This is a genomic window from Novosphingobium resinovorum (assembly GCF_027922145.1).
GTDB classification, from domain to species: Bacteria; Pseudomonadota; Alphaproteobacteria; order Sphingomonadales; family Sphingomonadaceae; genus Novosphingobium; species Novosphingobium resinovorum.
The window spans coordinates 160,961-183,703 of record NZ_BSFC01000021.1 but is presented as its reverse complement, the minus strand read 5'-3'; the positions used below and the strand labels follow the sequence as shown (position 1 = coordinate 183,703).

The following is a 22,743-nucleotide window of genomic DNA, read 5'->3' as shown; positions in this document are numbered from 1 at the left end:
TCGGTCAGGCCCACATGCGGGGTTCGCACCCCAGCGCGGGATTGGCGACGAAGGCATTTTCCGGGCGCGGCAGGCCGAGGTTCTCGCGCAGGGTATCGCCTTCGTACTCGTCGCGGAACAGACCGCGCTTCTGAAGGATGGGGATGACCTGGTCGACGAAGTCCTCCAGTACGCCGGGCTGGTAGTTGGGCGAGAGCGAGAAGCCGTCCGCAGCGCCCGCACGGAACCAGTTCTCGCACAAGTCCGCCAGCTGCTCGGGCGTGCCGGTATAGGAGAAGCTGGCGCGCGAGACGACGACGCGCCGGGCGAGCAGCCCGATCGGCAGGTCCTCTTCGCGGGCCATGCGGATGATCGACTGCTGTACCCACTTGCCGCCGTTGGTCTCGGGCAGGTCGGGCAGGCGATCATTGACCGAGAGGTGCGAGAGATTGACGCCGAGTTGCAGGCTGAGGGTGCGAAGGGCCAGAGCCTCGGGCACGAGGTCAAGCAGTTCCTCGTCGGCACGGCGGGCCTCGGCCTCGCTGGCGCGGACCATCAACTGGACCGAGGGGATGATCTTCACGTGATCCGGGTTGCGGCCGAAGGCGGCGGCGCGGGCGCGCATGTCGTCGCGGAATTCCTTCGCCACTTCCAGCGAGTTGGCGGCGGTGAAGATCATGTCCGCCGTGCGCGCGGCCAGCGCGCGGCCGGGGCCGGAGCCGCCCGCCTGCACGATGATCGGATGCCCCTGCGGCGGGCGGGCGACATTGAGCGGACCGGCGACGGTGAAGTGCTCGCCCTTGTGACCCAGTTCGTGGACTTTGGCGGGGTCGAAGTAGCGTGCCGCGTCGCGATCACGTAGGATCGCGCCGTCCTCCCAGCTGTCCCAGAGGTTCCTGGCTACGTCCACGAACTCTTCGGCGCGGGCGTAGCGGGCGTCGTGGTCCATGTTCAGGTCGCGCCCGAAGTTGCGCGCCTCGCCGTCGCTGGCGGAGGTGACGACATTCCAGCCCGCGCGGCCCTTCGAGATATGGTCGAGCGAGGCAAAGCGGCGGGCAATCGCGTAAGGCTCGTTGTACGTGGTCGAGGCCGTGGCGATCAGGCCGATGTGCTTCGTGACGACGGCCAGCGCGGCGAGCAGCGTGGTCGGCTCCAGCTTGCCCGCGTAATCGGTGGCGGCGAAGGCGTCCTTACCGGAAATGCTCGGGAAGCCCTGGGAATCGCCTGAGAAGTAGCAGTGCATCTTCCCGCGCTCGGCCGTCTGGGCGAGGTGGGCGAAGTGGGCGAAGTCGTGCTGGTCCACGGCAGGCGCGCCGGGCCAGCGCCATCCGCCGGGGTGCGCGCCGCTGTTGTGGATGAAGGTGGCCAAAATCATCTGGTTGGGGTCGGGCATGGTACGGGCTCCGGAGAGATCACAAGTGGCTGGCGCCGATGACGCGCGCCAGTTCGCCATCCGCCGGGGCGGAGCGATAGGCGCGCGCGGCGGCCGCGAAACAGGCTGCCGCCAGCACAAGGCAGGGCAGGACGACGAGGACGAACGAGGCGGCGATGCGCGACGGATCGCCGAGCACCTTCTCCGAGACGAAGGCGATGGCGAACGGCCCTCCGGCGCCTGCGGGCAAGGCCGCGACGACGCTGAGGAAGGCGTAGGAGAAGCCGCGCATGTCGTTGGGCACGATCTCCTGCACGGTCGCGTTCATCGCGACGTTGAGCATCGGCGTGGTCAGGCTGATCGTAGCGAGCGCGGCAATGGCAAGGCCAAGGCCCGGCGCATAGCCTGCGAAGGCGGTGGGCAGGGCGACCAGCGGCAGCACCGCCATCAGCCCGATGCGCCCGGCCTTGCGCGTGTCCGCCGCGAAGCCGCCGAGCAGATAACCCGAAACACCAGCGACGAGCATGCCGAGGCCGAGCAGGTTGGCGATCTGCGGCAGGGTCAGCCCATACGTGCGCATCAGCAGCGGCGCGGTCCACGAGGTGACGCCGACAAAGGCGAGGTAATAGAGGCAAAAGCCGGCGAACAGCGGCACGACCAGCTTTCGCTGGCGGCCGAGATAGGCCAGCTTCTCACCCACCCGCGCGGGCGCCTTCGCCTCTGCGGGCAGGCCGCGCCGGGCGGGTTCGCGGATGGTCAGGAAGGCGAGGCCCACGGCCGGGCCGACGATGCCGCAGAGCAGGAACGCGCTGCGCCACGGGACGACGAGGCCATAGCCCGGCAGCGCGATATGCACCTGCGCGGCAAGGATCGCGCCCGGGATCACCGAGGACAGCGCGGTGCCGATCGTCGCGCCGATGAGGTAGGCGCTGAGGGCCCGGCCGCGCCGGTCGGGCGGGAACATGTCGGCGATCAGCGACATGGCGGCAGGCGCGACCGCCGCTTCGCCAAGGCCGACGAGGGCGCGAAACACGAAGAACGTCTCGAAATTCGGCGCGAGGCCGCCGAGCGCTGTGGACAGGCTCCAGACGATGATCGCGCCGCCCAGCACGCGCTTGCGTACATGTCGGTCCACCAGCGAGCCCAGCCACAGCCCGCAGACCCCGCTCAGCAGCGAATAGGCGAGGCCCATGAGCAGGCCCATGCGGATGTCGTCGATGCCGAGGTCGGCCTTGATCGGCTCGGCCAGCACGCCGACGATGGCCTTGTCGATGCTGTAGAAATTGGCCGCGAGGAAGAGCAGCAGCATCGGCCAGAGCGTCTGGCGAACCGGAGGGAAGGGCGCGGCGGCCTCAGTCGACACGAACGGTGCGCCCGTCGATGCAGGCCATCAGGCGGCCGTCGGCGTCGTTCAGGATCTCGACCGTGTCACCGTCGAGGTAGATGATGTCCTCGAAGTGGAACTTGCCGATCTCCGGGCCGATCCAGGGCAGGTCGCAGCTCAGGACCATCTGGTCGACCAACTCGAAGCTGTGCATGCCGCCGCCCGGATGCGGGTGGTCGGTGTGCTCGAGCCCGACCGAGTGCAGGCCGCAGGCGAGGAACTCGGGGTTGCCGTGGGCCTGGATCGAGGCGACGACGGCCTTTTCCACGTCGGTGGAGAGGCGACCGGCGCGGAACTCCGGCAGCGCCGCCTGCCAGCCAAGGCGCGTGGCGTTATAGCGCTTGAGCTGTTCAGGAGAGGGCTCGCCGATCACGGCGGTGCGGCCGATGTCGCTGGTGTAGTGCGAGAATTCGGCGGTGGCGTCGAAAGTCACCATGTCGCCCTGCTGCAACTCCGCGTTCTTGGGCAGGCGCCCGAAGCCGGGGCGGTAGGGGGTGATGAGCAGGAACACCGGGCGCCCGCCCGCCAGCGCGGCGGCGGACCAGAACACGCGCTCGGCCTCGGCGCAGGTGGCTCCGGCGGCAAGCGCCTCGGCCGAGAGCTGGAGCGAGAGTTCAGTCTTGCGGGCGGCGGCGCGCATGTTGGCCATCTCGGCGGGCGTCTTGACCATGCGCATGTCGCGCAGGAGATCGCGCGCCGGGACGACGTCGATGGTGCCGCCGAGCAGTTCGTTGACGTCGAGGCCGAGGCCGCGATCCTCGAACGCCACGCGCGAGCGGTCGAGGCCGAGTTCGCGCAAGTATTGCGCTACCGCTTCCTGATGGTTCTGCGGCAGGCCCTCGGCGGTCAGCGCGGCCTGCACGCCGCCCGCGCCGATGCCGGGCTTGCGGGCGTAGCCGCGCACCGCCATCCACGTGCCCTGGCCCTGCTGGGGCTGGCCCATATCGACCTCGACGGTCAGCACGGCGGCATCGAGCGCATGGTCGCGCGGCAGGATCGCCAGCGCGAGATCACCGAAGCCCCAGCTGGCGTCGGTGGCCCAACTGGAGAGGTAGTAGGTATTGATCGGGGTCGAGGCGACGACGACCGCGATGTCCTCGCGGTCCATCAGGGTGTCGGCGCGGTCTCGATTGATGAGCATCAGGTCAGTTCCGTCTGGAGGTATCAGGCGACAGGCGCGGAGCGGCGGCCACGCACGAGGCGGCCGGGCAGGGCACCCGTGGGGGTATCGTCGCGGGCGGTGACGACGCCGGAGAGGATCGTCGCGGCGTAGCCGCTTGCCGCTTGCGTCAGGCGGCGGCCACCGGCGGGAAGGTCGAAGCTGGCGCGCGGCGGGGCGAGGCGCAGGCGGTCGTAGTCGATGACGTTGAGGTCCGCCTTGTAGCCCGGCGCGATGATCCCGCGATCGCCGAAACCGCCGACATGGGCGGTGTGGCCGGTCATCAGGCGCACCGCTTCGGGGATCGACAAGCGCTCGCCCACGCGGTCGCGGGTCCAGTAGGTGAGGAGGAACGTCTGCATGCTGCCGTCGCAGATCGCACCGACATGCGCACCGCCGTCGCCGAGGCCGAGCACGGTGTCCTCGCGCCGCAGCATGTGGTGGACGACGTCGAGGTTGTAATGCGTGTAGTTGCGCGCCGGGAAGTAGAGGATGGCCTGGCCATCCTCCTCCAGCAGCGCGTCGTAGGCGACTTCGTGGACGCTGCAGCCGCGCTGGGCGGCGATGATGTCGAAGCGGGCGCTTTCGGGCGGGGCATAGTCGGGGTTCTCGCCCATGGCATAACACTGGGCGACTTCGCGCATGAACGCCGGATACGTCTTCGGGTCGAGCGGCAGGCCCATTTCCGAGAGGATCGCGGCCTTCACCTCGGGCTTGCGCATTTCCCGCGCGCGGGCGGCGATGGGCAGGTGCTCGATGGCTTCGTAAGTCGGGCAGCCGCGGAAGGGGCTCAGCGACAACTGGTGGCCGAACAGAACGCCGACCGGGCGGCCGACTACCTGCCCATAGATGTCGATCCCCTGCGCACGACTCGCGGCGCAGGCATCCGCGATCTCGCGCCAGCGATCGGGCGCTTCGTTGTACTGCAGGAGCGGGAAGGTCACCGTCTGGCCCGAAGCCTCCGCCACGCGCGCGAGCATGCGGAATTCGGACGAGAAGCCGTTGCCGGTGTCGAATTCGGAAGCCGACATGAACAGGTGGCGGCCCAGCGGCTTCATGGCCATGGCGATGGTAAGGAGTTCGTCCTCGCTCGCGGTGGTGACCGGAAGCTGGTCGCCGCTGGCGGTGCGGTGGCCGATGACGCGGGTGGTGGAGAACCCGAAGGCGCCCGCCTCCAGCCCTTCGCGGACGATAGCGGCCATGGCCTGCATGTCGGCGCCGGTGGCGGGTTCACGCTCGATGGCGCGCTGGCCCATGACGTGGACGCGCACCGGAATGTGCGGGACGGCGACGGCGAAGTCGGCATCCATGGGGCGCTGCTCGATGGCGTCCATGTATTCCGGGAAGCTCTCCCAGTTCCACGGCAGGCCCTCGGCCATGACGATGCCGGGAATGTCCTCGACGCCTTCCATGACGTCGATCATCTGCTCGCGCATGTCGGGGCGGCAGGGCGCGAAGCCGACGCCGCAGTTACCCATGAGTACGCTCGTCACGCCGTGATTGGTCGATGGCGAGAACTGCGTGTCCCAGGTGACCTGGGCGTCGTAATGGGTGTGGATGTCGACGAATCCGGGCGTGACCAGCTTGCCGCGCGCGTCGATCTCCTCGCGCCCGGAGCCGGAGACGGCCCCCGTCGCGACGATCTTGCCGCCGCGCACCGCGACGTCGCCTTCGAAAAGATCGGCTCCGGTGCCGTCGGCGACAGTGCCGCCGCGAATGACCAGATCGTATTCGCTCATCGTCGTATCCATCTGCTCGAGTTGAAATACCGTGTGCGGCGGGGTGCAGGCTGCACCCCGCCGCACATCGGTACTCGTCAGAACTTCACGGTTGATCGCACACCGAACGTGCGCAGGTCGCGCAGCGCCACCGCGACGCCCGAGAACGGCGAAAGGTAGGAGTTGGTGCGCTCCAGCAGGGTGAAGTCGATGGCGGCCGGATAAGCCTTGTTGTTGAACAGGTTGGTCACGAAACCTTCGAACGTGAAGCGATCGTTCCCGAAGCCTGCGCGCAAGTTAACTTGCGTCATGTCCGGCGTCTTCGTCAGGTTGGAGGCATTGGTGTAGACCCCCGACTTGTAGGTGAAGTCGGCGCGGGCGAAGGCCTCCACGTCACCGCGCAGCGGCATCGTGTAGTTGGCCGAGACCGAGCCCGACCAGCGCGACGCCAGCGGATTGTGGTTGCCGCTGAAGTCGGTGATGCCGGTAAGGGCGGTCACCGTGGGCGCGCTCAGTTTGCGGATGTCGCTTTCGTTGTACGAACCGTTGGCCGAGAGGGTCAGGCGGTCGGTCGCCGCGAAGGAGAAGTCGCCTTCGAGGCCGTACATCTTGACCTTGCCGGTGTTGAGCTGGGCCTGGATGTTGTAAACCACGCTCGTCGCCGGATCGACCAGGGTGATGACATTGGCGTTCAGCTGGTCCTTCCAGATGCCGTAGTAGGCGGCAACGGCGTAGCGCACGCGGTTGTCGAACGCCTTGCCCTTGGCGCCGATCTCGAAATTGTCGAGCTTTTCCGGTTTCACCGCGATGCGCAGGCCCGCGTCCGCCGCCAGAACCTGGGCCGCCGGGCTCAGGTTGGAGAGGAACACGGTGTTGAATGCCGCCGGGTTCACGCCCTTCGAGTACGATGCATAGACCATCATATCCGGCGTCACGTCGTAGTTGACGATCACGCGCGGGGTGAAATTCTTGTAGGTCTGCTTGGCGAGAACCGAGCCTTCCTCGTAGAAGCCCGGCGTCGCGAAGGCGGCCGAGGCGATGGTCTGGCCGCCCGGGCGGGCATAGGCATACATCGTGTCGATCTGGTAGCGGCCGTCGAAGTTGATGCTCAGTTCCGGCGTGATCTTGTAGCCCAGGCCGAAGAAGCCGCCGAAGGTGCGGTTGCGGGTCTTGCCCGAGACGACGCTGAACTGGCTGGTGCCGAGCGCGCCGTTGTTGCCGCCGCCGCCGCCCTGGAACGTCGCGTTCAGATAGCTGCCGCCGAGCGTCGCGGTGAACGCCCCCCCATCATCATAACTTGCACGAAGTTCCTGCGAGAAGTCCTCGGATTTGGCTTCGACGAGGTAGGGATAGTCGAAGTAGCTCGGTGCTCCGGGCGCCGTGCCGACCGCGTTGGTCGAATTCGGCGCAGTGGTGTTGTAATAGAGGTCGAGGTCCGACAACTGGCTGCGGCGCTCGTTGTTGTAGCCGGTGAGCGAGGACAGAGTGATGCCGCTGCCGACCTCCCAGTCGACGTTGAAGTGCAGGTGATAGAAGCGGCTGCGCAGGCCATAGCCCTGCACGCCGTCCTCGGGGTTGATCAGGCGGCCCTTCGGGTTGGCGAGGAAGTCCTTGATGAAGGGCGTGTTCACCGTGTTCATCGAAGGCGCGCCGGTGGGCAGGCCGGGCAGGGTGCCACAGAAGTAGCGGTTGGCGCCAAAGGCGCAGTTCGAGGAATCCGGCACGATCACCGCGCCGTTCGAAGGGTTGGTGACGGCGTGCGCCGCCAGCAGGCCGGTCGCGTTGGGGCCGTCGTTGTTCTTCGAGATCATCGCGAAGGCCTTGGCCTTCAGGTTCGAGGCGGGCGTGAACTCCATCGCCAGCGTCGCGGCGCGGGTGCGCTGGTCGCCGAGCGTCTGGCCGGGCACGCCCTGGTTCTTCCACGAACCGCCCTTGGCCATTTCCTGCACGGTCGCGCGGAAGCCGACGAGGCCCTCGATCAACGGCGCGCCGATGGAGGCCTGGATGTCATGGTTGTCGCGCGTGCCGACCATGCCCGAGAAGCTGCCTTCGAGGCGGTCGGGCGTGGACTTGGTCACGACGTTGACGGCACCGGCGAAGGTCTGGCGGCCGAAGTAGGCGCTCTGGGGGCCTTTCAGTACCTCGATGCGCTGGGGATCGGAGATCGTCTGGATCGCGGTGGCGGTCGAGACCGGCACGCCGTCGATGAACATCGAGGCAGTCTGGACCGACGCGCTGGAGGGCGTGAAGCCGCGAATGATGACCTGCTGGAACGAGCGGTCGTTGCGACCCGACGAACTCGACACGATCTTCATGCTGGGCGTGAAGGAGGCAAGGTCGGTGACCGACTGCACGCCGCGCTTCTGCATGTCCTCGCCCGTCAGGGCGGTGACCGAGATCGGGGTCTTGAGAATGTCCTCGCCGCGCTTGCGGGCAGTCACGACGATGTCGCCGGGCGCACTCGCCGTCGTATCGGCGCCGGATGCCTGTGCATTGGCGTTGGTCGAAAGGCCCAACGCGATGATCATCGACGTGCAGGACAAAAGAACGGCGCGATTCAGCGCCGACGTGCTGGTCATGATTGCTTTCCCCATTTCGATCCCTGACCATTATTGGTCTGAGTTTTGAGATCGTTCTTCCTGCGTGAAACTTTTATCGTGTTTCTTTATTAAGCATTGCATCGAGCACTGGACGGCTTGCTGTCATCAAATCGCCGCTTGATGAGTGCAAGGTAACATCGGTTTTTTCCGCTTCGGAAATCAGAAGCCCTTATCACCTCCAAGGAATCCTGATTGGCGCGGGCGGCCAAGTCGTGCTCGTTATCCGGACATGTCAGGGGGCAAGGCTGGCTTCGGCCGCCGTTCCCGACGAGGGTGATCCTCGACAGGCTCAATTCTTCGACGCGAGGCGCCAAAGACGTCATGAAACTGCTTGCGTTCCTGATGCAGACCGGTGGCCATATCGCCGGTTGGCGCCACTCCCGCGCCGCCGACAATGCCTTGTGCGACGCCGGCTATTTTCGCGCACTTGGCCGCACTGCGGAGAAGGGGCTGTTCGACGGCGTCTTCCTGGCTGACTACCTCGGCTATCATCCGGTCCGGGGCGCCTCGGTCTTCGCCGGGCTGGAGACGCCCAAGCTGGACCCGCTCGTGGTGCTGGCGACGATCGCGGCGGAAACGCAGCACCTTGGCCTGATTGGCACCGCGTCTACCACGTACAATCATCCTTACGATCTGGCGCGCCGGTTCGCCTCGCTGGATCACATGAGCCGTGGCCGCGCGGGCTGGAACATCGTGACCTCCACCATGGAGAACGAGGCGCACAATTACGGTTTCGACAGCCACCTCGCACATGGCGATCGCTACGCCCGGGCAGAGGAGTTCGTGGCCGTTGCGCGCAAATTGTGGGACAGCTGGCAGGAAGGCGCCGTCGTCGCCGACAAGGCAAGCGGGCGCTACACCGACCCTTCGCGTATCAGCGCCGTCGATCACGAGGGCGCGAACTTCAGGGTCGCCGGGCCACTGACCGTACCGCGTCCGCCGCAGGGTCACCCGGTGCTGGTTCAGGCGGGGGCCTCGGCTACCGGGCAGCGCTTCGCCGCGGCGACCGCCGAAGTCATCTTCACGTCGCACCCGACGATCGAGACGGCGAAGGCCTTCCGCTCCGCAATGCACGCGCAACTGGCCGGGTTCGGCCGCACGCCGGACGGTCTCAAGATCATGCCTGCGGTCACCCCGGTCATAGGACGTACCCTTGCCGAAGCCGAAGATCTCAAGCGCGAACTGGACGACCTGATCCCGGCCGAGATCGCCATCTCCAAGCTCGAAGGGCTGCTCGGCAACATCGACCTGTCGCAGGCAGACCCCAACGGTCCGCTGCCGCCGCTGCCGGAAACGGCGCTGGCTGGCCAGAACTCGACACGCGACCGCGTGCTCGAACTGGCGGAGCGAGAGGGCCTGCCGGTGCGCGAACTGGCGCGCCGGGTCGCGGCCGGGCGCACCGGCCACACCATCGTCGGTACGGCCGAGGACGTAGCCGGGACGCTCATTGAATGGGAGACGCAGGGCGCCGCCGACGGCTTCGTCATCTCCGCGCCGTTCCTGCCGGGCGGGCTGGAGGACTTCGTCGAGCACGTCGTCCCGATCCTTCAGGATCGCGGCCATTTCCGCAAGGAATACGAAGGCACGACCCTGCGCGAGAACCTGGGGCTCACCGTTCCCGCCAATGCCTTCGACCTCGATCCCGGTCTGCGGTCCCGCCCCGAGATCTGGTGAGCCTCAAGGCCCCGTCCTTGCGCGGCACGTCAAGCGACGTCGCCGCGCCCTTAATCGCGTCAAAAGGAAACGTTTGCCCAATGCCCGCGCTCGCGCCTTTAATGAACCGTGCCGTCGCCGAAAGCGTGATGAGCGATCAGGGTGTATCGGCGCTGGTCCTCTCCGACCCGACGAACATCTATCACGCCACCGGCTTCTGGCCGCAGATGGTGCTGATGGGCCAGTCGGGTGCAGCTTTCGCCGTCGTGCCGACATCGGCCGATGAACCGGTGATACTGATCACCAGTCAGTTCATCCATTATCTCCACGACGTCGAGGATCCCGCTGAGGGCGGTCCGCTGGACATCTTCCTCTACACCGCGCCCGAAGGGTTGGAGGGAGCCGCGGCCGCGCCGGTCTTCCTCGATGAGCCACCGGGAGGACGCCCCGATCCGCTCGACATGTTGAGCCGGACGGCGACATTGCGTGTACTTTCGCGGAGACCGGCATTCCATAACGCTGCCGCTGCCCTACGGGCGGCGATCGCCCCATACAGTATGAACCTTGCCGTCGATACCCTGAACGCCGCTGCCGGAGTCGAACTGACGAGCGCGTATCTTCCGGCCGAGCCGTTGCTGCGCCGCATACGGATGGTCAAGTCACCCGCCGAGATTGCGCTGATGCGCCATGCCGCTGCCAGTAATGCGGAGGCGGCGCGCGCCGCCATCACGTCGATGCAGGCAGGATTTACATACGAGGACTTGCGCCATGCATTCTTTGGGGAAACCGGCAAGCGAGGAGGTGTGCCATTGTTCGTGTCAACCGACAGCATGGCCATGCGTCGCCGCGACGGCGTCATCCGCGACGGGCGCAGCTTCCAGATTGACGCTGTCAGCCACTATGCCGGTTACCACGGGGATTTCGGCCGCACCGTCTTCGTAGGCACACCCGATCCCATCGTCATGCGCATGGTTGAGGCAGCCGTCTGCGCCAACGACGCGATCGCGCGCGAACTGCGTCCGGGGCTGCTCTACTCCGACATCCGCCGTATCGGCCATGGCGCCGTCTCGCGCGCTGGCTACGATCTGTCGGTGGCCTGCGCCACGCATAGCGTTGGCCTGTTCCACACGGATGAGGCATTCAAAGGCGATGCGCTGAATTTCGACAAGGGTGACCATCGTATCGAGGCGGACATGGTGATCAGCGTGGACTGCCCGGTGCTGCACCTGGATGCTTCCGGGAACGTCCATCTCGAAGACCTTTGGTTGATCACCAAAGACGGCTGCGAACCCTTGAACGATCGCAGCCAGCCCTTTCTTCAAATATCGCCATAGGTTTATATTTTTCAGATAGATATAACCGTTACGTCAGCTTGCTTATGACATTTTTTCTAAAATTCAAACCAATCAGATGTTTTTTCAATAACAGCATGTTATAAATAAATATTTTCTGCAAGGCACGATGCGGTGGTCGCAAGGTCTGATTATCCTTGCAGATTGGCCGGAATAGCTCCGAATTCGATGGCGGTCACGCGGTCGCGCCCTTGCTGCTTACTGCGGTACAGTTGCTGGTCGGCTTCCTTGAGCCACATTTCCGGTGTCATGTCCGGCAGGCAGCGGGCGCTGGCCACGCCAATGCTGACGGTGATGAAAGGACTGACCTGCGAACGCTCGTGAGGGATGTTCAGCGACTGCACGTGAAGGCTGATCTCCTGCGCGACCAACGCCGCGCCTTCCGGATCCGCGCCGGGAAGGATGCAGGCGAACTCTTCGCCGCCGTAGCGGGCGGGGAGATCGGAGGCACGCTTGACGGCGCGCGTGAGGGCGGCGCTGACCATGACGATACAGCGGTCTCCTGCCGGATGGCCGTAAGTATCGTTGAACTGCTTGAAGAAATCGATGTCGATCATGATGACGGTCAGCCAGTCGCCGGTCCGCCCGAGACGGCCGACCTCGGCCTGCAACGCCTGCTCCATCTGCCGGCGGTTGCTGAGGCCGGTGAGCGCGTCGGTGACGGCCAGGTTCGCCAGCTGGTCGCGCAGGCGCTTGAGTTCGACATGGTTGCCGACCCGGGCTCGCAGGATCGCAGGCTGGATCGGCTTGGTCACATAGTCGATCGCCCCCAGCGACAAGCCGCGCATCTCGTGGTCGGTATCACCGAGGCCGGTAGTGAAGATCACCGGAATGTCGGCAAGCTCTGGATCGGCCTTGATCTGGCGGCAGACCTCGAAGCCGTCGATGCCGGGCATGAGGACGTCGAGCAGGATCAGGTCTGGCGGGCTCCTCCGTGCCGTATCCAGCGCCTGCTGGCCGGACGTGGAGAACAGGACTTCGTAGTCGTCCTCCAACACCGCGTTCATGATCTCAATGTTGGAAACCTCGTCGTCGACGATGAGGATCGTGCCCCTGCTCATGCCGCTGCTCCTGTCTTGTCGACCGGCTCGACGGCGGCGGCGTCCGCGTCGAGCAATTCGATTGCCGTGTCGTAGTCGAGCTTTTCCAGCGCGCGATAGACCGGATGCATGGTCTGCTCGTCGTCGTTGAGACCGATTGCTGCGGCGTAGCGACCGAAGCTGGCGCGCGCACCAAGGCTGCGACGGCGCAGGAGTGCGCGCAACTCGTCCCGCGCCACCGCTGCCGTGCTCATGTCGCGGTCTGACTCGGCGATCGGGGCCGCAGCCTTGCGGCTCGCGGTAAGGCTGCGGGCGGCCGCGATGGCGGGAGCCAGCAGTAGCTCCAGATCGACGATCGCCGCTTGCGCCTGCAGGGCCTCGCCGTCCGCGAGCAGCCGTTCCATCTCCGCCGCCGAGCGCTGTATTTCCGGCAGTTCGAGCGACCCGGCAACCCCCTTGAGGCTGTGCGCGAGGCGCCTGGCGTCGGCGAGCAGGCCACCGGCGATATGCGTGCGCAAGTCCTGCCCGACATTCGCATAAGTCTCACCGAAAGTGATGATCAGCTTGCGCAGTAGCGAGGCCTTGCCGTTCACGCGCAGCAGCGCTGCACGCAAGTCGAACGGGGGCAGGTGTTCCGGCAGGATCGCATCCTGCACCGGAGCGGCGGCGGCAACCTGAACCGGCGCAGTTACCGGCGCGCGTACCGATGTGCTGGCCGCAGGCACCTTCAGCCAACGTTCGAGCGTGCGCATCAGCGTCGCGGGATCGACCGGCTTGGAGATGTGATCGTTCATCCCTGCATTGAGGCAGCGCTGGCGCTCTTCTTCATGGGCGTGGGCGGTCATGGCGATGATCGGCAGGCGATCGGCCGACCAGGTCTCGCGGATCAGGCGGGTGGCCGCGATGCCGTCCATCTCCGGCATCTGCACATCCATGAGAACGGCCGCGTAGTTGCCGTCGGCTGCCTGCACCCGATCGCAACCGATGCGCCCGTTCTCAGCCTGATCGACGACGAGCCCGGCCTGTGACAGCAACTCGATGGCTATCTCGCGGTTGATCTCGTTGTCCTCGACCAGCAGGACGCGGGCGCCCTGGAACTGGGCAGCGACGGTCGGAGCGGCCGCCGGGGCAGCGTCTCCCGCCGGACCCGAATCTTGCGAGGCGACTTCGATGATCGTTTCCAGCAGAGCGCGGGGCGCGATCGGCTTGGTCAGGACCGCCGCAACGTGGGCAGGGGTGCCGCCGGGCAAGAGGCTGTCGGCGCCATAAGCGGTGACGATCAGGGTGCGCGGCAATGGCGCGGCATGGTCCATAGCCTGCATCGCCTCGACCGTCTGGAGGCCGTTCATGCCGGGCATTTTCCAGTCGAGCAGGACGAGGTCGTAGGCATGGCCCGCTTCGTCCGCGCCGCGAATGGCGCTCAGTGCCTCGTCACCCGAGGCTACGAGATCGAGCGGAATCTCCCAACCCGCGAAGATGTCCTGCAGCACCTGCCGCGAGGCCGCGTTGTCGTCGGCGGCCAACACGCGCAGGGCGCGGATGTGCGCGGGCACGGCCGGTTCGAGCGCTGCCGTCTCGTCCTCGCGCGCCATCTGCATGCGGGCGATGAAAGTGCTGCCGAGGCCGGGCGCGCTCTCGACCCGGATCGAGCCACCCATCTGCTCGACGATCTGGCGACAGATCGCGAGACCAAGACCGGTGCCTCCAAAGCGCCGCGTCGTCGAGCTGTCCGCCTGTGTGAAGGACTGGAACAGCGCTGCCTGCTGCTCGGCAGTCATGCCGATGCCGGTGTCGCGCACCTTCAATTCGATGATGAACTGGTCCCCGGTCTCCTCGATGATGTCGAGGCTGACGGTGACGCTGCCGTTCTCCGAGAACTTGACCGCGTTGCTGACGAGGTTGAGCAGCACTTGGTTGAAGCGCAGTTCGTCACCCATCAGGCGATGGGGCAGGGCGCCGGATACTTCGGAAGTGACGCGAACGCGCTTGGCCTCGGCGTCGCCCGCGACCAACTGCAACTGGTTGGCGATGGCATTGCGCACGTCGAAGGGGTTGGCCTCCAGCGTCAGCTTGCCCGCCTCGTTCTTCGAGAAGTCCAGAATGTCGTTGATCAGGCGCAGCAGCGACATGCCCGCCTGCCCGATCTTGGCAACGTAGTCCTTTTGCTTGGGGTCGAGGTCGGTGCGGCCGATCAGGTGGCAGAAGCCGAGGATGGCATTCATCGGCGTGCGGATTTCGTGGCTCATGTTCGCCAGGAACATGCTCTTCGCCCGGCTCGCTTCCTCGGCTTCGCGGGTACGCTCGCGCAGGGCGAAGGATTCCACGAGCTGGTCGCTCAGCAGTACGAGGACGCTGGCCTGGAAGATGACGATGACGGCGTGGAGCAGCACACGGCCGAGGTTGCCTCCGCCCGCGAACACGACCGAGGGAAGGAGGTAAAGCAGCAGAAGGTGATGCAGCGCCACAGTCGTCGCCGCAACCAGCACGGCACGTCGATCGCACCAGCCGATCGTCAGCGTCAGCATGGCGAAGAAGTACATGTGCATGTCCATCTGCCACGCATGGCCGCGTAGCAGGACCAGCAGGATCGCAGGTTCGGCCATCAGCGCCACGGCGGAGAGATAGCGCGTCGCCGGAGCGATGCCGTGTCGCAGCCACATGAGGTGATAGCTGCCCGCCACCAGAGTACCGGCAAGCGCCGCCGCGACCGGGCTATGTCCGGTAAGCAGCGCGACTACGGCGAAAAGGGGGACATGGGCCCAGAACAATGCCAGGAGCAGGCGGCCGGACTTGCGGCGCAACTGGTCGAGTTCAACGTTCAAGAGGTCTGCTCCTGCGAAGAGAAAGGTCCGCCGCAACCCGCGACGGCCGGAACGGAAACAGCAAGCCACGCGCCTGCCTGGCGCAGCGACGCGGCGAAGTGAGCCTGCGAGGACCCGGCGATCACGACGTTAGGCAGCGAGCTGGTGGCCGCAAGCCGCCCCCCGTTGCGCGTGACGAGGTTGACGCTGTCGACCAGCGATGAGGTCGGGGCCATCACTACGAGATACTGGCCCGACTGCGTGCCCGAAAGCAGCCAGCTTGCGGTCAGGCCGACAAGCCCGGCGGCGAGCAGCGCTGCAGCGGGCAGGAAATCTCGAAGGCCGACCTCGGAAGACGTGCTCTGCCTGCCGGTAAAAGCAGGGTGGCCAGCGCGCGACTCAAGACGACGAGATGTTGTCCAATAAAACATTGGCCACCGCTTACGAAACTATGGCTATTTTTTGGTTAAAACCTCGCCGAAATCTCGCCGGATTCCGCATATTTCACTATTGTAACCGTCCAGCCGTCAAGCTGATGTGCTTTTTACCGGACTTGGCGGTCATCAGCACTCCCGCAGCATCGCCCGGCACCGCGCGTGAGTAGAGGAATCCTTGCCCCAGCGTGCAACCAAGCGCCATGAGCTTTCTTGCCTGGCCTGCCGTTTCGATACCTTCGGCCACCACCTGGATGCCCAGCTTGGTAGCGATGTCGATGATGCCTTCGACGATGATCTGGCTGGGTGCATGCGAAACGATACAATCTATGAAGGACTTGTCGATCTTGATGTAGTCCACAGGCACGCTCATCAGGTGCGTGAGCGAGGCATAGCCGGTGCCGAAATCGTCGAGAGCGACCTTGAGCCCCTTGGCGCGCAGAGCCTCGACCGATCGGCGCACGACACCGGCGTCGTCCATGAAAACCGATTCGGTCACCTCCAGGCTGACATGGCCGAGGGGCACCCCTTCGCGCTCGAAGGTCTCGCTCAGCACACCGTAGATCGAAGCGCCGTGGAAGTCGGCGGACGAGACGTTGATGCTCACCTGCGGCACGGCGATGCCGCCGGCAATCCATTCTGCGATGTCGCGCGCTACGGACGCCATCATGCGCTGGGTCAGGGCGCTGGCGATCTGCGAGTCGATCGTGGCTTCGTGGAACGAGGCGGCAGGTACGACGCGATCACCGATCCGCATGCGGCAAAGGGCCTCAAGACCGATTACCTGGCCGCTGTGAATATCGACCACGGGTTGATAATGCGCCTCGATCCGGTTCTCGCGGAGTGCAGCGTTAACGTCGCGTATCGCGGTGAGCCGCTGCGTCATCCGGCTGCCGATACCCGGCCAGTAGCGCACGAATCCCCCCCGCGCGGTCTCCTTGGCGTGATAAAGCGCGAAGTCGGCGTTCTGGCGCACCTGTTCGGCCGTGGTGTCGGCAAGCGAGTATTCGGCAAGACCGATGGTGGCACCCGGCGAGACGACGTGACCAGCGCAATTGGCCGTCACGGAGATTTCGTCGATATAGAACTGTGCCGTGCGTTCGAGGTCGCGCAGCGCGGCCTCGCTTTCGATCACTATCGCGAATTCATCACCGCCGATGCGATATGCGCGGTCGGGATAGGCGGCGATGGTCAAGCGATCCGAAATCTGCTGAAGCAGAAGATCGCCCGCACGGTGCCCGAAGGTGTCGTTGACGAACTTTAGGTTGTCCACGTCGAGCAGAAACAGAGCCCAGCTGCCCGGATCGGCCCCGTCGAGCCGGTGCAGCGCGGCGTTGAAGGCGCCCCGGTTGGCAAGCCCGGTAAGGGCATCGGTATTGGCTCGCCGCTCATACTCGATCACCCGCCGCTGACGATCCAGCGCGATCGAGCACAAGTCGACGCACTGCGCGACGATATCGCGTTCAAGCTGCGACGGGCCGCGCATTTCGCGATAGTAGAAGGCGAATGTCGCAATGGCGTGGCGCTGCGCATCAAATATCGGATGGGACCAGCACGCTCTCAGGCCCAGTGGAAGGATGAAGTGTCTGAAGTCCGTCCAGCGCGGATCGTTGGCGATGTCGGCGGTCGTGATCTCCTGCCCATGATAGGCGGCGGTCCCGCATGTGCCGACTTCCGGACCGATGCTGATCCCTTCGATTGCAGCGCAGAAGGCGTGCGGGAGGCCGGGCGCGGCAAGTGTATGGATGCGCCCTAGCGTATCGACCGTCACCACCGAACAGATCACGCCGGGAACGAGGCGCTCGACTTCAAGGCACAGCCGCAAGGCCGTGTCGGCCAGCGTCTCTCCCCTGGCGATCATCTCGAGGATCGTATTCTGTAAAGCGGTCATCGCCTCCCAACCTGGTCAGCCGGGAGGCAGTCTGCTGCACGAAGGTTAATTTTTCATCCTCTACTGAATGACGCGCGGTGGTTTCGCCTTCGCTGCGGCGCTGGTTCGATGCGGTTCGTCCTGTACATCCCATCCTGCAAGGATATCGCGCCGGATCGCGTCGATGCCTGCGGTCTCGCGCCAGGTCATGCCGATATCGCGCGCTTTCGCGCCGGGGCCTTGGGAGCCGGTCTCCCAGAAGCGGGAGTCCTGCGGTCGGAACACCCCGGTCATGGTGCCGTCGCGGGCGGTGCCGTTCATCGTCGTCCAGTGGTCCGGGTGGATATGCCGGTCCATGAAGCAGTCGATGAAGATCGCCTGTCCGACGGCCGCAGGGTCGGCATAGCGTCCGTCGGCGAAGCGCGTCGTCGGATGCCATGGCCGCGCGAGCGCTACGGCGCCGTCGGGCACCCCGGCCTCGCGGGTCAGGCGCGAGCGGTAGATGACGATGCCGTGCGCCTGCGACAACTGGGTCGATGGCGCGGCGATGAAGGACTGGAACTCGCCCGGAACATAAGGCTCACTGCGCGGACGGGAGCGGATCTCGCTGTCCTCGATCAGCAGTTGCCCGTTGCCGAAGATGAAGTCGATGTTGCCCGCCACCAGGCTGCGGCGCACCAGCGCCCGGTCGCCGTTGGTGAACAGCGTATCCTGATAGCCGAGGATTGCCGTGCGATCGACGAGCACGCGGTCGCTGTGCACGTCGAGGAGCAGGGCGACGGCCTGCGGGTTGGCGATCCGCTCCGCGCTGCCTTGCGGGTGGCGGTCATTGGCAAGGTAATCGAAGGTGTTCTCGATGGTCAGGTCGCGGATCACGACGTCCTTTGCGTCCACCATCAGCGTCGCCGAGCCGGGCGTGCCCCAGCCGTCGCGGTGCCAGCCTTTCGCGGTTTGGGCTACGGCGCCGAAGTGAACCCGCGTGCGCTGCGCGCCGCTGCCGATCAGGCGCAGGCGATTGCGGGAGATCACCGGCTTCTCCGCATAGTCGCCCGGTGCCACGCGGATCGTGATCCAGTTTTCGGAACCGTCGCGCGCTGCCGCGTCGAGCGCACGTTGGATCGACGTGTAGCACGGCGCCGCGCCGTCCCCGCACGAGGGCCGCACGACGTACTCGGTCGGCGCCGCCATCGCGGTTCCGGTGGACAGCATCGCTGCCAATGTGAACGCAAGTCTGCGGATCATTCAGGTGCGCTCCCTCGCGTCGGTTGAAGGGTTTTGAGGAAGCCGTCGATCTGCTCCGCGACGCGGGGCAGCCACGGTTCGAACAGCCAGAAATCGTGCGGCGCATTCTCGAAGGCGAAGAAACGATGGGCGATGCCGTGATGTTCGAGGGAGGCGAGCACCGTGGCCTTGCCTTCGGTGAAGCGCGGGATGCCGCTGCTGACGATCAGCGTCGGCGGTGACTGTGCGCCGACATGGCTGGCGCCGCTCGCTTCCTTCCAGCGTGCGGCGGCGTGCTCGTAGGAACCGCCGAGCCAGCGCGCGGCGGGCGATGCCTCCCCGGCGGCATTCTCGAACTGCAGCGCCTGCGGGGTGGTGAAGTCCAGCACGCCGTCGAGGTCGATCAGCGCGGCGGCGGTGCGCTCCGTGCCCGAGCCGAACAGGCCCGAAGGTCCGGCATAGGCGAGCAGCGAGGCCATCTGCCCGCCGGACGACGCGCCGCCCACGGCGATGCGGGAGGGATCGACGTCGAATTCGGCTGCATGCGCGCGTGTCCATGCCAGTGCGTCGCCGATGTCGATCATCCCCGCCGGATAGGCCGCCTCGACCGATAGACGGAACTCCGGCAGGAACACGGTGTATCCGCGCTGGGCAAGGAGGTTCGCCAGCGCATAGAAATGCGTCTTCGCCCCCGCGCGCCAGCCTCCGCCGTGGACGAGCAGAATGCCCTGCCGGTTGGCTCCCGCCGAGGGGCGGAACACGTCGATGTGCAGGTCGCGGGTGCCGGTATTCTTGTAGGGCCGGTCGAACAGCACCGACTGGCCCGCTTTCCACGTCACGGCAGGCCATGCAATCCCGGGAAACTTGTCCCGGTACTTTGCGAAGCGCTGGCCGATCGTGTAGCTGTCATCCACCTCGCGTGCCGGGGCATGGCCCGGCAGGAGCATGGCGGCGAGGGCCAGCGCACATGCGAACTTGCTTGAACCCGGCACTCTATATCACTCCCGACAAACGAAAAAGAGGACCGCCACCCGAGGGGTATTGGGCAGCGGTCCTTCAAGGTATCAGAACTGGTAGCGGGCGCCCACGAACCACTGCGCGCCGGTCTTGGAGAATTCGCGCACCAGATACTGAGTTCCGTCGCCGGTGCCGTAGATGCGCTCCCGTTCGTTGGTGATGTTGATCCCCTGCAGGTTGACGCTGATCTGCTTGGTCAGGTTGTAGTAGGCCGAGAAGTCCACTTGCGTCGGCCCGTACTTGCGTTCCTGCACGTGGCCGTTGCCGCCCGGTTGGCTCAACAGATAGTCGTCGCGCTTGTTGATCGAGAGGCGAAGGCCAAGGTCACCGGTGTCATAATAGGCCGTGAAATTGTAGGAGTTGGGCGACAACCCCGTGGAATCGCGCGCCGAGACATGGGTGTAGTTCGATGCGATGCCGAAGTACGAAAGCGCGCCCGGCAGGAACGTGAACGGCACGTTGAGCGTCGCCTCCAGCCCCTTCACGCTGTTGCCGTCCGATGAGTTCACGGTGCTGTAGAAGGTGTACTGTGCGGTCGCCGGGTCCGCCTGGTACGAAGCGTCGTAGCGGGGATCGGCATAGATCGCGGCCCAGTATTCCTGCGGGACCGACTGTTGCACCACCGAGGTGGTCAGCGAGCTGATGATGTTCTTCTTGAACACGCCCACCGAGAACAGGCCGCCCTTGCTGAAGTACCACTCGAAGCCGAGGTCGAAGTCATTCGACAGGTAGGGCTTGAGCGCGGGATTGCCGAGGTTGCTCACCGTGCGCGTGGTGTATTCGAACACGGGCGCGGCGATGTTGAGCGAGGCGAGGCCCGGCCGCGTCATCGAACGGGCATAGGCGAAGCGCGCCACGAGGTCGGGCGTGATGTTCAGCGCCGCGTTGAACGAGGGCAGGAAGTTGTCGTAATGCCGCTTCACGTCGACCGGCGATCCGGAGATCACCGCGCTGGATTCCACGTCCGTACGCACCCAGCGCGCGCCGCCGTCGAGGCGCAGGGTCATCGAACCGATGTCGATCTCACCCGTCACTTCGCCGTAGCCGCCGGTGGTCTTTTCAACCACTTCCCAGCCCGCTGCGACGTTGGTGGTGTAGTTGCCTGAGAAAAGGCCCGACGATCCGATCGCGTCGAAGTCCATCACCGCGAACGTCGGCAGGCCCCCGGAAACCACGCCGCTGCCGAAGTGACTGTACGGGAAGGCGGTCATGTAGCTGGACGGATCGAAGGTGGGCAGCTCGCCCTGAGCCTCTGAATAGCGCACGAGGCGGCGGTTGTAGGCGAAGCCCGCCTGCGCGGTGAAGCGGCCCTTGGTGAAGGTGGCGTTGGTCTTGGCCGTGAAGTTGTCCTTCACGACGTTGTTCAGGCGATTGGCGGGCGTCGTCGCGTTGATGAAGTTGGTGGCATCGTTCGGGTCGTAATCACCGTAATCGACTTTGGCGACGTCCTTGCTGTCCGAATAGTCGTAGGCATAGTAGTGCGGCACCGAGCGGGCGTAGAAGCGCAGCTCGGTGCGATCGGCGGTGTCGCGCGCCTTGCCGACCATGGCGTCGATCTTGAGGTTGCTCGTCACCTCGTAGTCGCCCGAGAACACGAACTGGCGGAACTTGGAGGTCGAGGTCTGGTGGCGGCTTTCGTACCACGATGTCACGTCGTCGAAAGCGGCGGCGACCAGCTGCTTGCCGTCAGGCGCGACGGTGAACGACAGCGGGGTCTGGCCGACGAAGTTGCCCGGGGTGCCGTGGGTCAGCAGCCACTCCATCGAGTTGTAGCTGTAGCGGTCGTTGTCGAGCTGCGAATAGAGCGCGTCCAGACTGAGCGTCAGCCCGTCGATAGGCTTGGCCTGGATCGAGCCGGTCAGGCCGAGGCGCTTCTGGTCGTTGCCGAAGAAGTCCGCACGCGGCAGGCGCGGCGCCCACAGGCAGTCGAGGCGGTCGGCGGCGCCGCAATCCTCGGGCGTGCCGGTGACGGTCGGGTTGGTGTCCGCCCAGCTGTCGCCGTTCACGTAAGGCGAAGTCCAGCGCACGCTGGAGAAGCCTTCCTGGTAGACGGTGCGTTTGGAATAGGCAGCGGAAAGCAGGAAGCCGATGCGGTCGTCGGCGAAGGTGTCGGAAATCATCACGGTGGCGCGCGGATCGACCTTGCGCGTCATCGTGTTGTACCCGCCCTGCGCCGATCCGACGACATGGAAGCCCTTGAAGTCGAAGGGCTTGGCCGAATAGAGATCGACGGTGCCGGCGATGCCGCCTTCCTCGATCGAGGCGCGCTGGGTCTTCTGCACGTCGATGCGGTTGAACAGTTCGGACGCGAAGACGTGGAAGTCGAAAGCGCGGCCGGCATTGATGGTGAAGCCGCCGGAATCGAGGCCGTCGCTGCTGGCGGGCACTTCCATGCCATTCAGCGTCGTGCGGGTGAAGTCGGGCGAAAAGCCGCGCAGGGTGATGTTGCGGCCTTCGCCCCCTTCGCGGGAGATCGCGACGCCGGGCAGGCGCTGGATCGATTCCGAGAGGTTGAGGTCGGGCATCTTGGCCATGTCCTCGGCCATGATGCTTTCGGTGAGGTTCACCGCGCGGCGCTTCAGGTCCTGCGCCTTGGCGAGGCTGCCGCGAAAGCCGGTGACGAGGATTTCGGAGTTCGCAGCCGGTTCCTCATCCGCCGCCGCGGCCTCTGCCGCCGGGGACGCGGCCTGTGCGGCGGCGACGGGCGCCTGTACACTCGGGGCCGCGGTCAGGCTGGTCTGCGTCAGAGTGCGCGGCGACATCGGAGGCGTGGCGCGGGCGACGATGGCATAAGAACCCGGCCCGGTGCGGCGGGCGGTGAGACCGGTCCCCGCCAGCAGGCGGTTCAGCGCGTCGTCCACGCTCATCTCGCCGCGCACGGCATTGGTGCGTACGGCATGCGTCAGGCGGCGCGCTGCGATGATCTGGATGTCGCCCTGTCGGCCAAGCTGGCTGATCGCGGTTTCGGCAGGCTGCGCCTCGATCGCGAACTGCCGCGTCTGCGCTGCCGCCTGAACCGGCGAGGCTACCATGCACATGATCGCAGATGATGCGAACAAGGCACTCCGAATGTCCGAAGTATTCATTATCCCTCCCAATGTCCCGATCCGTCAGGTTTCTTTTCACCTGTGCCCTTTAAGAGT

Annotated in this window: 14 protein-coding genes; 2 read left to right on the top strand and 12 right to left on the bottom strand. The window is 65.5% G+C overall.

The features are described from left to right. Nucleotides 1-4 precede the first annotated feature (4 nt). From PKE80_RS13265 to PKE80_RS13245, 5 genes are all read right to left on the bottom strand, one after another. Entirely contained in the window at nucleotides 5-1,372 is a 1,368-nt protein-coding gene (locus PKE80_RS13265; protein ID WP_271182871.1) for an LLM class flavin-dependent oxidoreductase, read from the bottom strand. Nucleotides 1,373-1,391: 19 nt separating this feature from the next. Then, nucleotides 1,392-2,714: an MFS transporter gene (locus tag PKE80_RS13260; RefSeq protein WP_271182870.1), complete on the bottom strand. Its 1,323-nt coding sequence runs from the start codon at nucleotides 2,712-2,714 to the stop codon at nucleotides 1,392-1,394. After that, on the bottom strand, nucleotides 2,704-3,876 hold the full coding sequence (locus tag PKE80_RS13255) for a M24 family metallopeptidase (protein WP_271182869.1): 1,173 nt from the start codon (nucleotides 3,874-3,876) through the stop codon (nucleotides 2,704-2,706). Before PKE80_RS13255 ends, PKE80_RS13260 begins: the two co-directional genes overlap by 11 nt. Nucleotides 3,877-3,899: 23 nt before the next feature. Beyond that, nucleotides 3,900-5,633 (bottom strand): N-acyl-D-amino-acid deacylase family protein, encoded by a 1,734-nt coding sequence (locus PKE80_RS13250; protein WP_271182868.1) that lies wholly within the window; start codon nucleotides 5,631-5,633, stop codon nucleotides 3,900-3,902. Nucleotides 5,634-5,710: 77 nt separating this feature from the next. Further along, entirely contained in the window at nucleotides 5,711-8,191 is a 2,481-nt protein-coding gene (locus PKE80_RS13245; protein ID WP_271182867.1) for a TonB-dependent receptor, read from the bottom strand. Between the two features lie 342 nt (nucleotides 8,192-8,533). On the opposite strand from PKE80_RS13245, the gene PKE80_RS13240 reads away from it, so the two are divergent. Together PKE80_RS13240 and PKE80_RS13235 are read left to right on the top strand one after the other, a co-directional pair. After that, nucleotides 8,534-9,886, top strand: coding sequence for an LLM class flavin-dependent oxidoreductase (locus PKE80_RS13240; protein ID WP_271182866.1), 1,353 nt, complete (start codon nucleotides 8,534-8,536; stop codon nucleotides 9,884-9,886). An 80-nt stretch (nucleotides 9,887-9,966) separates the two neighbouring features. Further along, nucleotides 9,967-11,199 carry a M24 family metallopeptidase gene (locus PKE80_RS13235; RefSeq protein WP_271182865.1) on the top strand — a complete coding sequence of 411 codons (1,233 nt, stop codon included), beginning with the start codon at nucleotides 9,967-9,969 and terminating at the stop codon, nucleotides 11,197-11,199. A 149-nt stretch (nucleotides 11,200-11,348) separates the two neighbouring features. Here the strand turns inward: PKE80_RS13235 and PKE80_RS13230 are convergent, their stop codons facing one another. The 7 genes from PKE80_RS13230 to PKE80_RS13200 form a co-directional block, all read right to left on the bottom strand. After that, the gene (locus PKE80_RS13230) at nucleotides 11,349-12,278 is read right to left on the bottom strand and encodes a diguanylate cyclase (protein ID WP_271182864.1); all 930 of its coding nucleotides are present in this window, start codon (nucleotides 12,276-12,278) and stop codon (nucleotides 11,349-11,351) included. After that, entirely contained in the window at nucleotides 12,275-15,079 is a 2,805-nt protein-coding gene (locus PKE80_RS13225; protein WP_271182863.1) for a response regulator, read from the bottom strand. The genes PKE80_RS13230 and PKE80_RS13225 overlap by 4 nt, the downstream gene beginning before the upstream one ends. Continuing rightward, the gene (locus tag PKE80_RS13220) at nucleotides 15,076-15,489 is read right to left on the bottom strand and encodes a hypothetical protein (RefSeq protein WP_271182862.1); all 414 of its coding nucleotides are present in this window, start codon (nucleotides 15,487-15,489) and stop codon (nucleotides 15,076-15,078) included. Before PKE80_RS13220 ends, PKE80_RS13225 begins: the two co-directional genes overlap by 4 nt. Before the next feature lie 76 nt (nucleotides 15,490-15,565). Then, a complete protein-coding gene (locus tag PKE80_RS13215; protein ID WP_271182861.1) occupies nucleotides 15,566-17,383 on the bottom strand; it encodes a putative bifunctional diguanylate cyclase/phosphodiesterase in 1,818 nt (605 codons plus the stop codon). Between the two features lie 60 nt (nucleotides 17,384-17,443). After that, nucleotides 17,444-18,604, bottom strand: a complete 1,161-nt coding sequence (locus tag PKE80_RS13210; protein ID WP_271182860.1) for a pectinesterase family protein — start codon at nucleotides 18,602-18,604, stop codon at nucleotides 17,444-17,446. Further along, nucleotides 18,601-19,575 carry an alpha/beta hydrolase gene (locus PKE80_RS13205; protein WP_271182859.1) on the bottom strand — a complete coding sequence of 325 codons (975 nt, stop codon included), beginning with the start codon at nucleotides 19,573-19,575 and terminating at the stop codon, nucleotides 18,601-18,603. The genes PKE80_RS13210 and PKE80_RS13205 overlap by 4 nt, the downstream gene beginning before the upstream one ends. A 72-nt stretch (nucleotides 19,576-19,647) precedes the next feature. Further along, nucleotides 19,648-22,659, bottom strand: coding sequence for a TonB-dependent receptor (locus tag PKE80_RS13200; protein ID WP_271182858.1), 3,012 nt, complete (start codon nucleotides 22,657-22,659; stop codon nucleotides 19,648-19,650). Nucleotides 22,660-22,743: the final 84 nt, after the last annotated feature.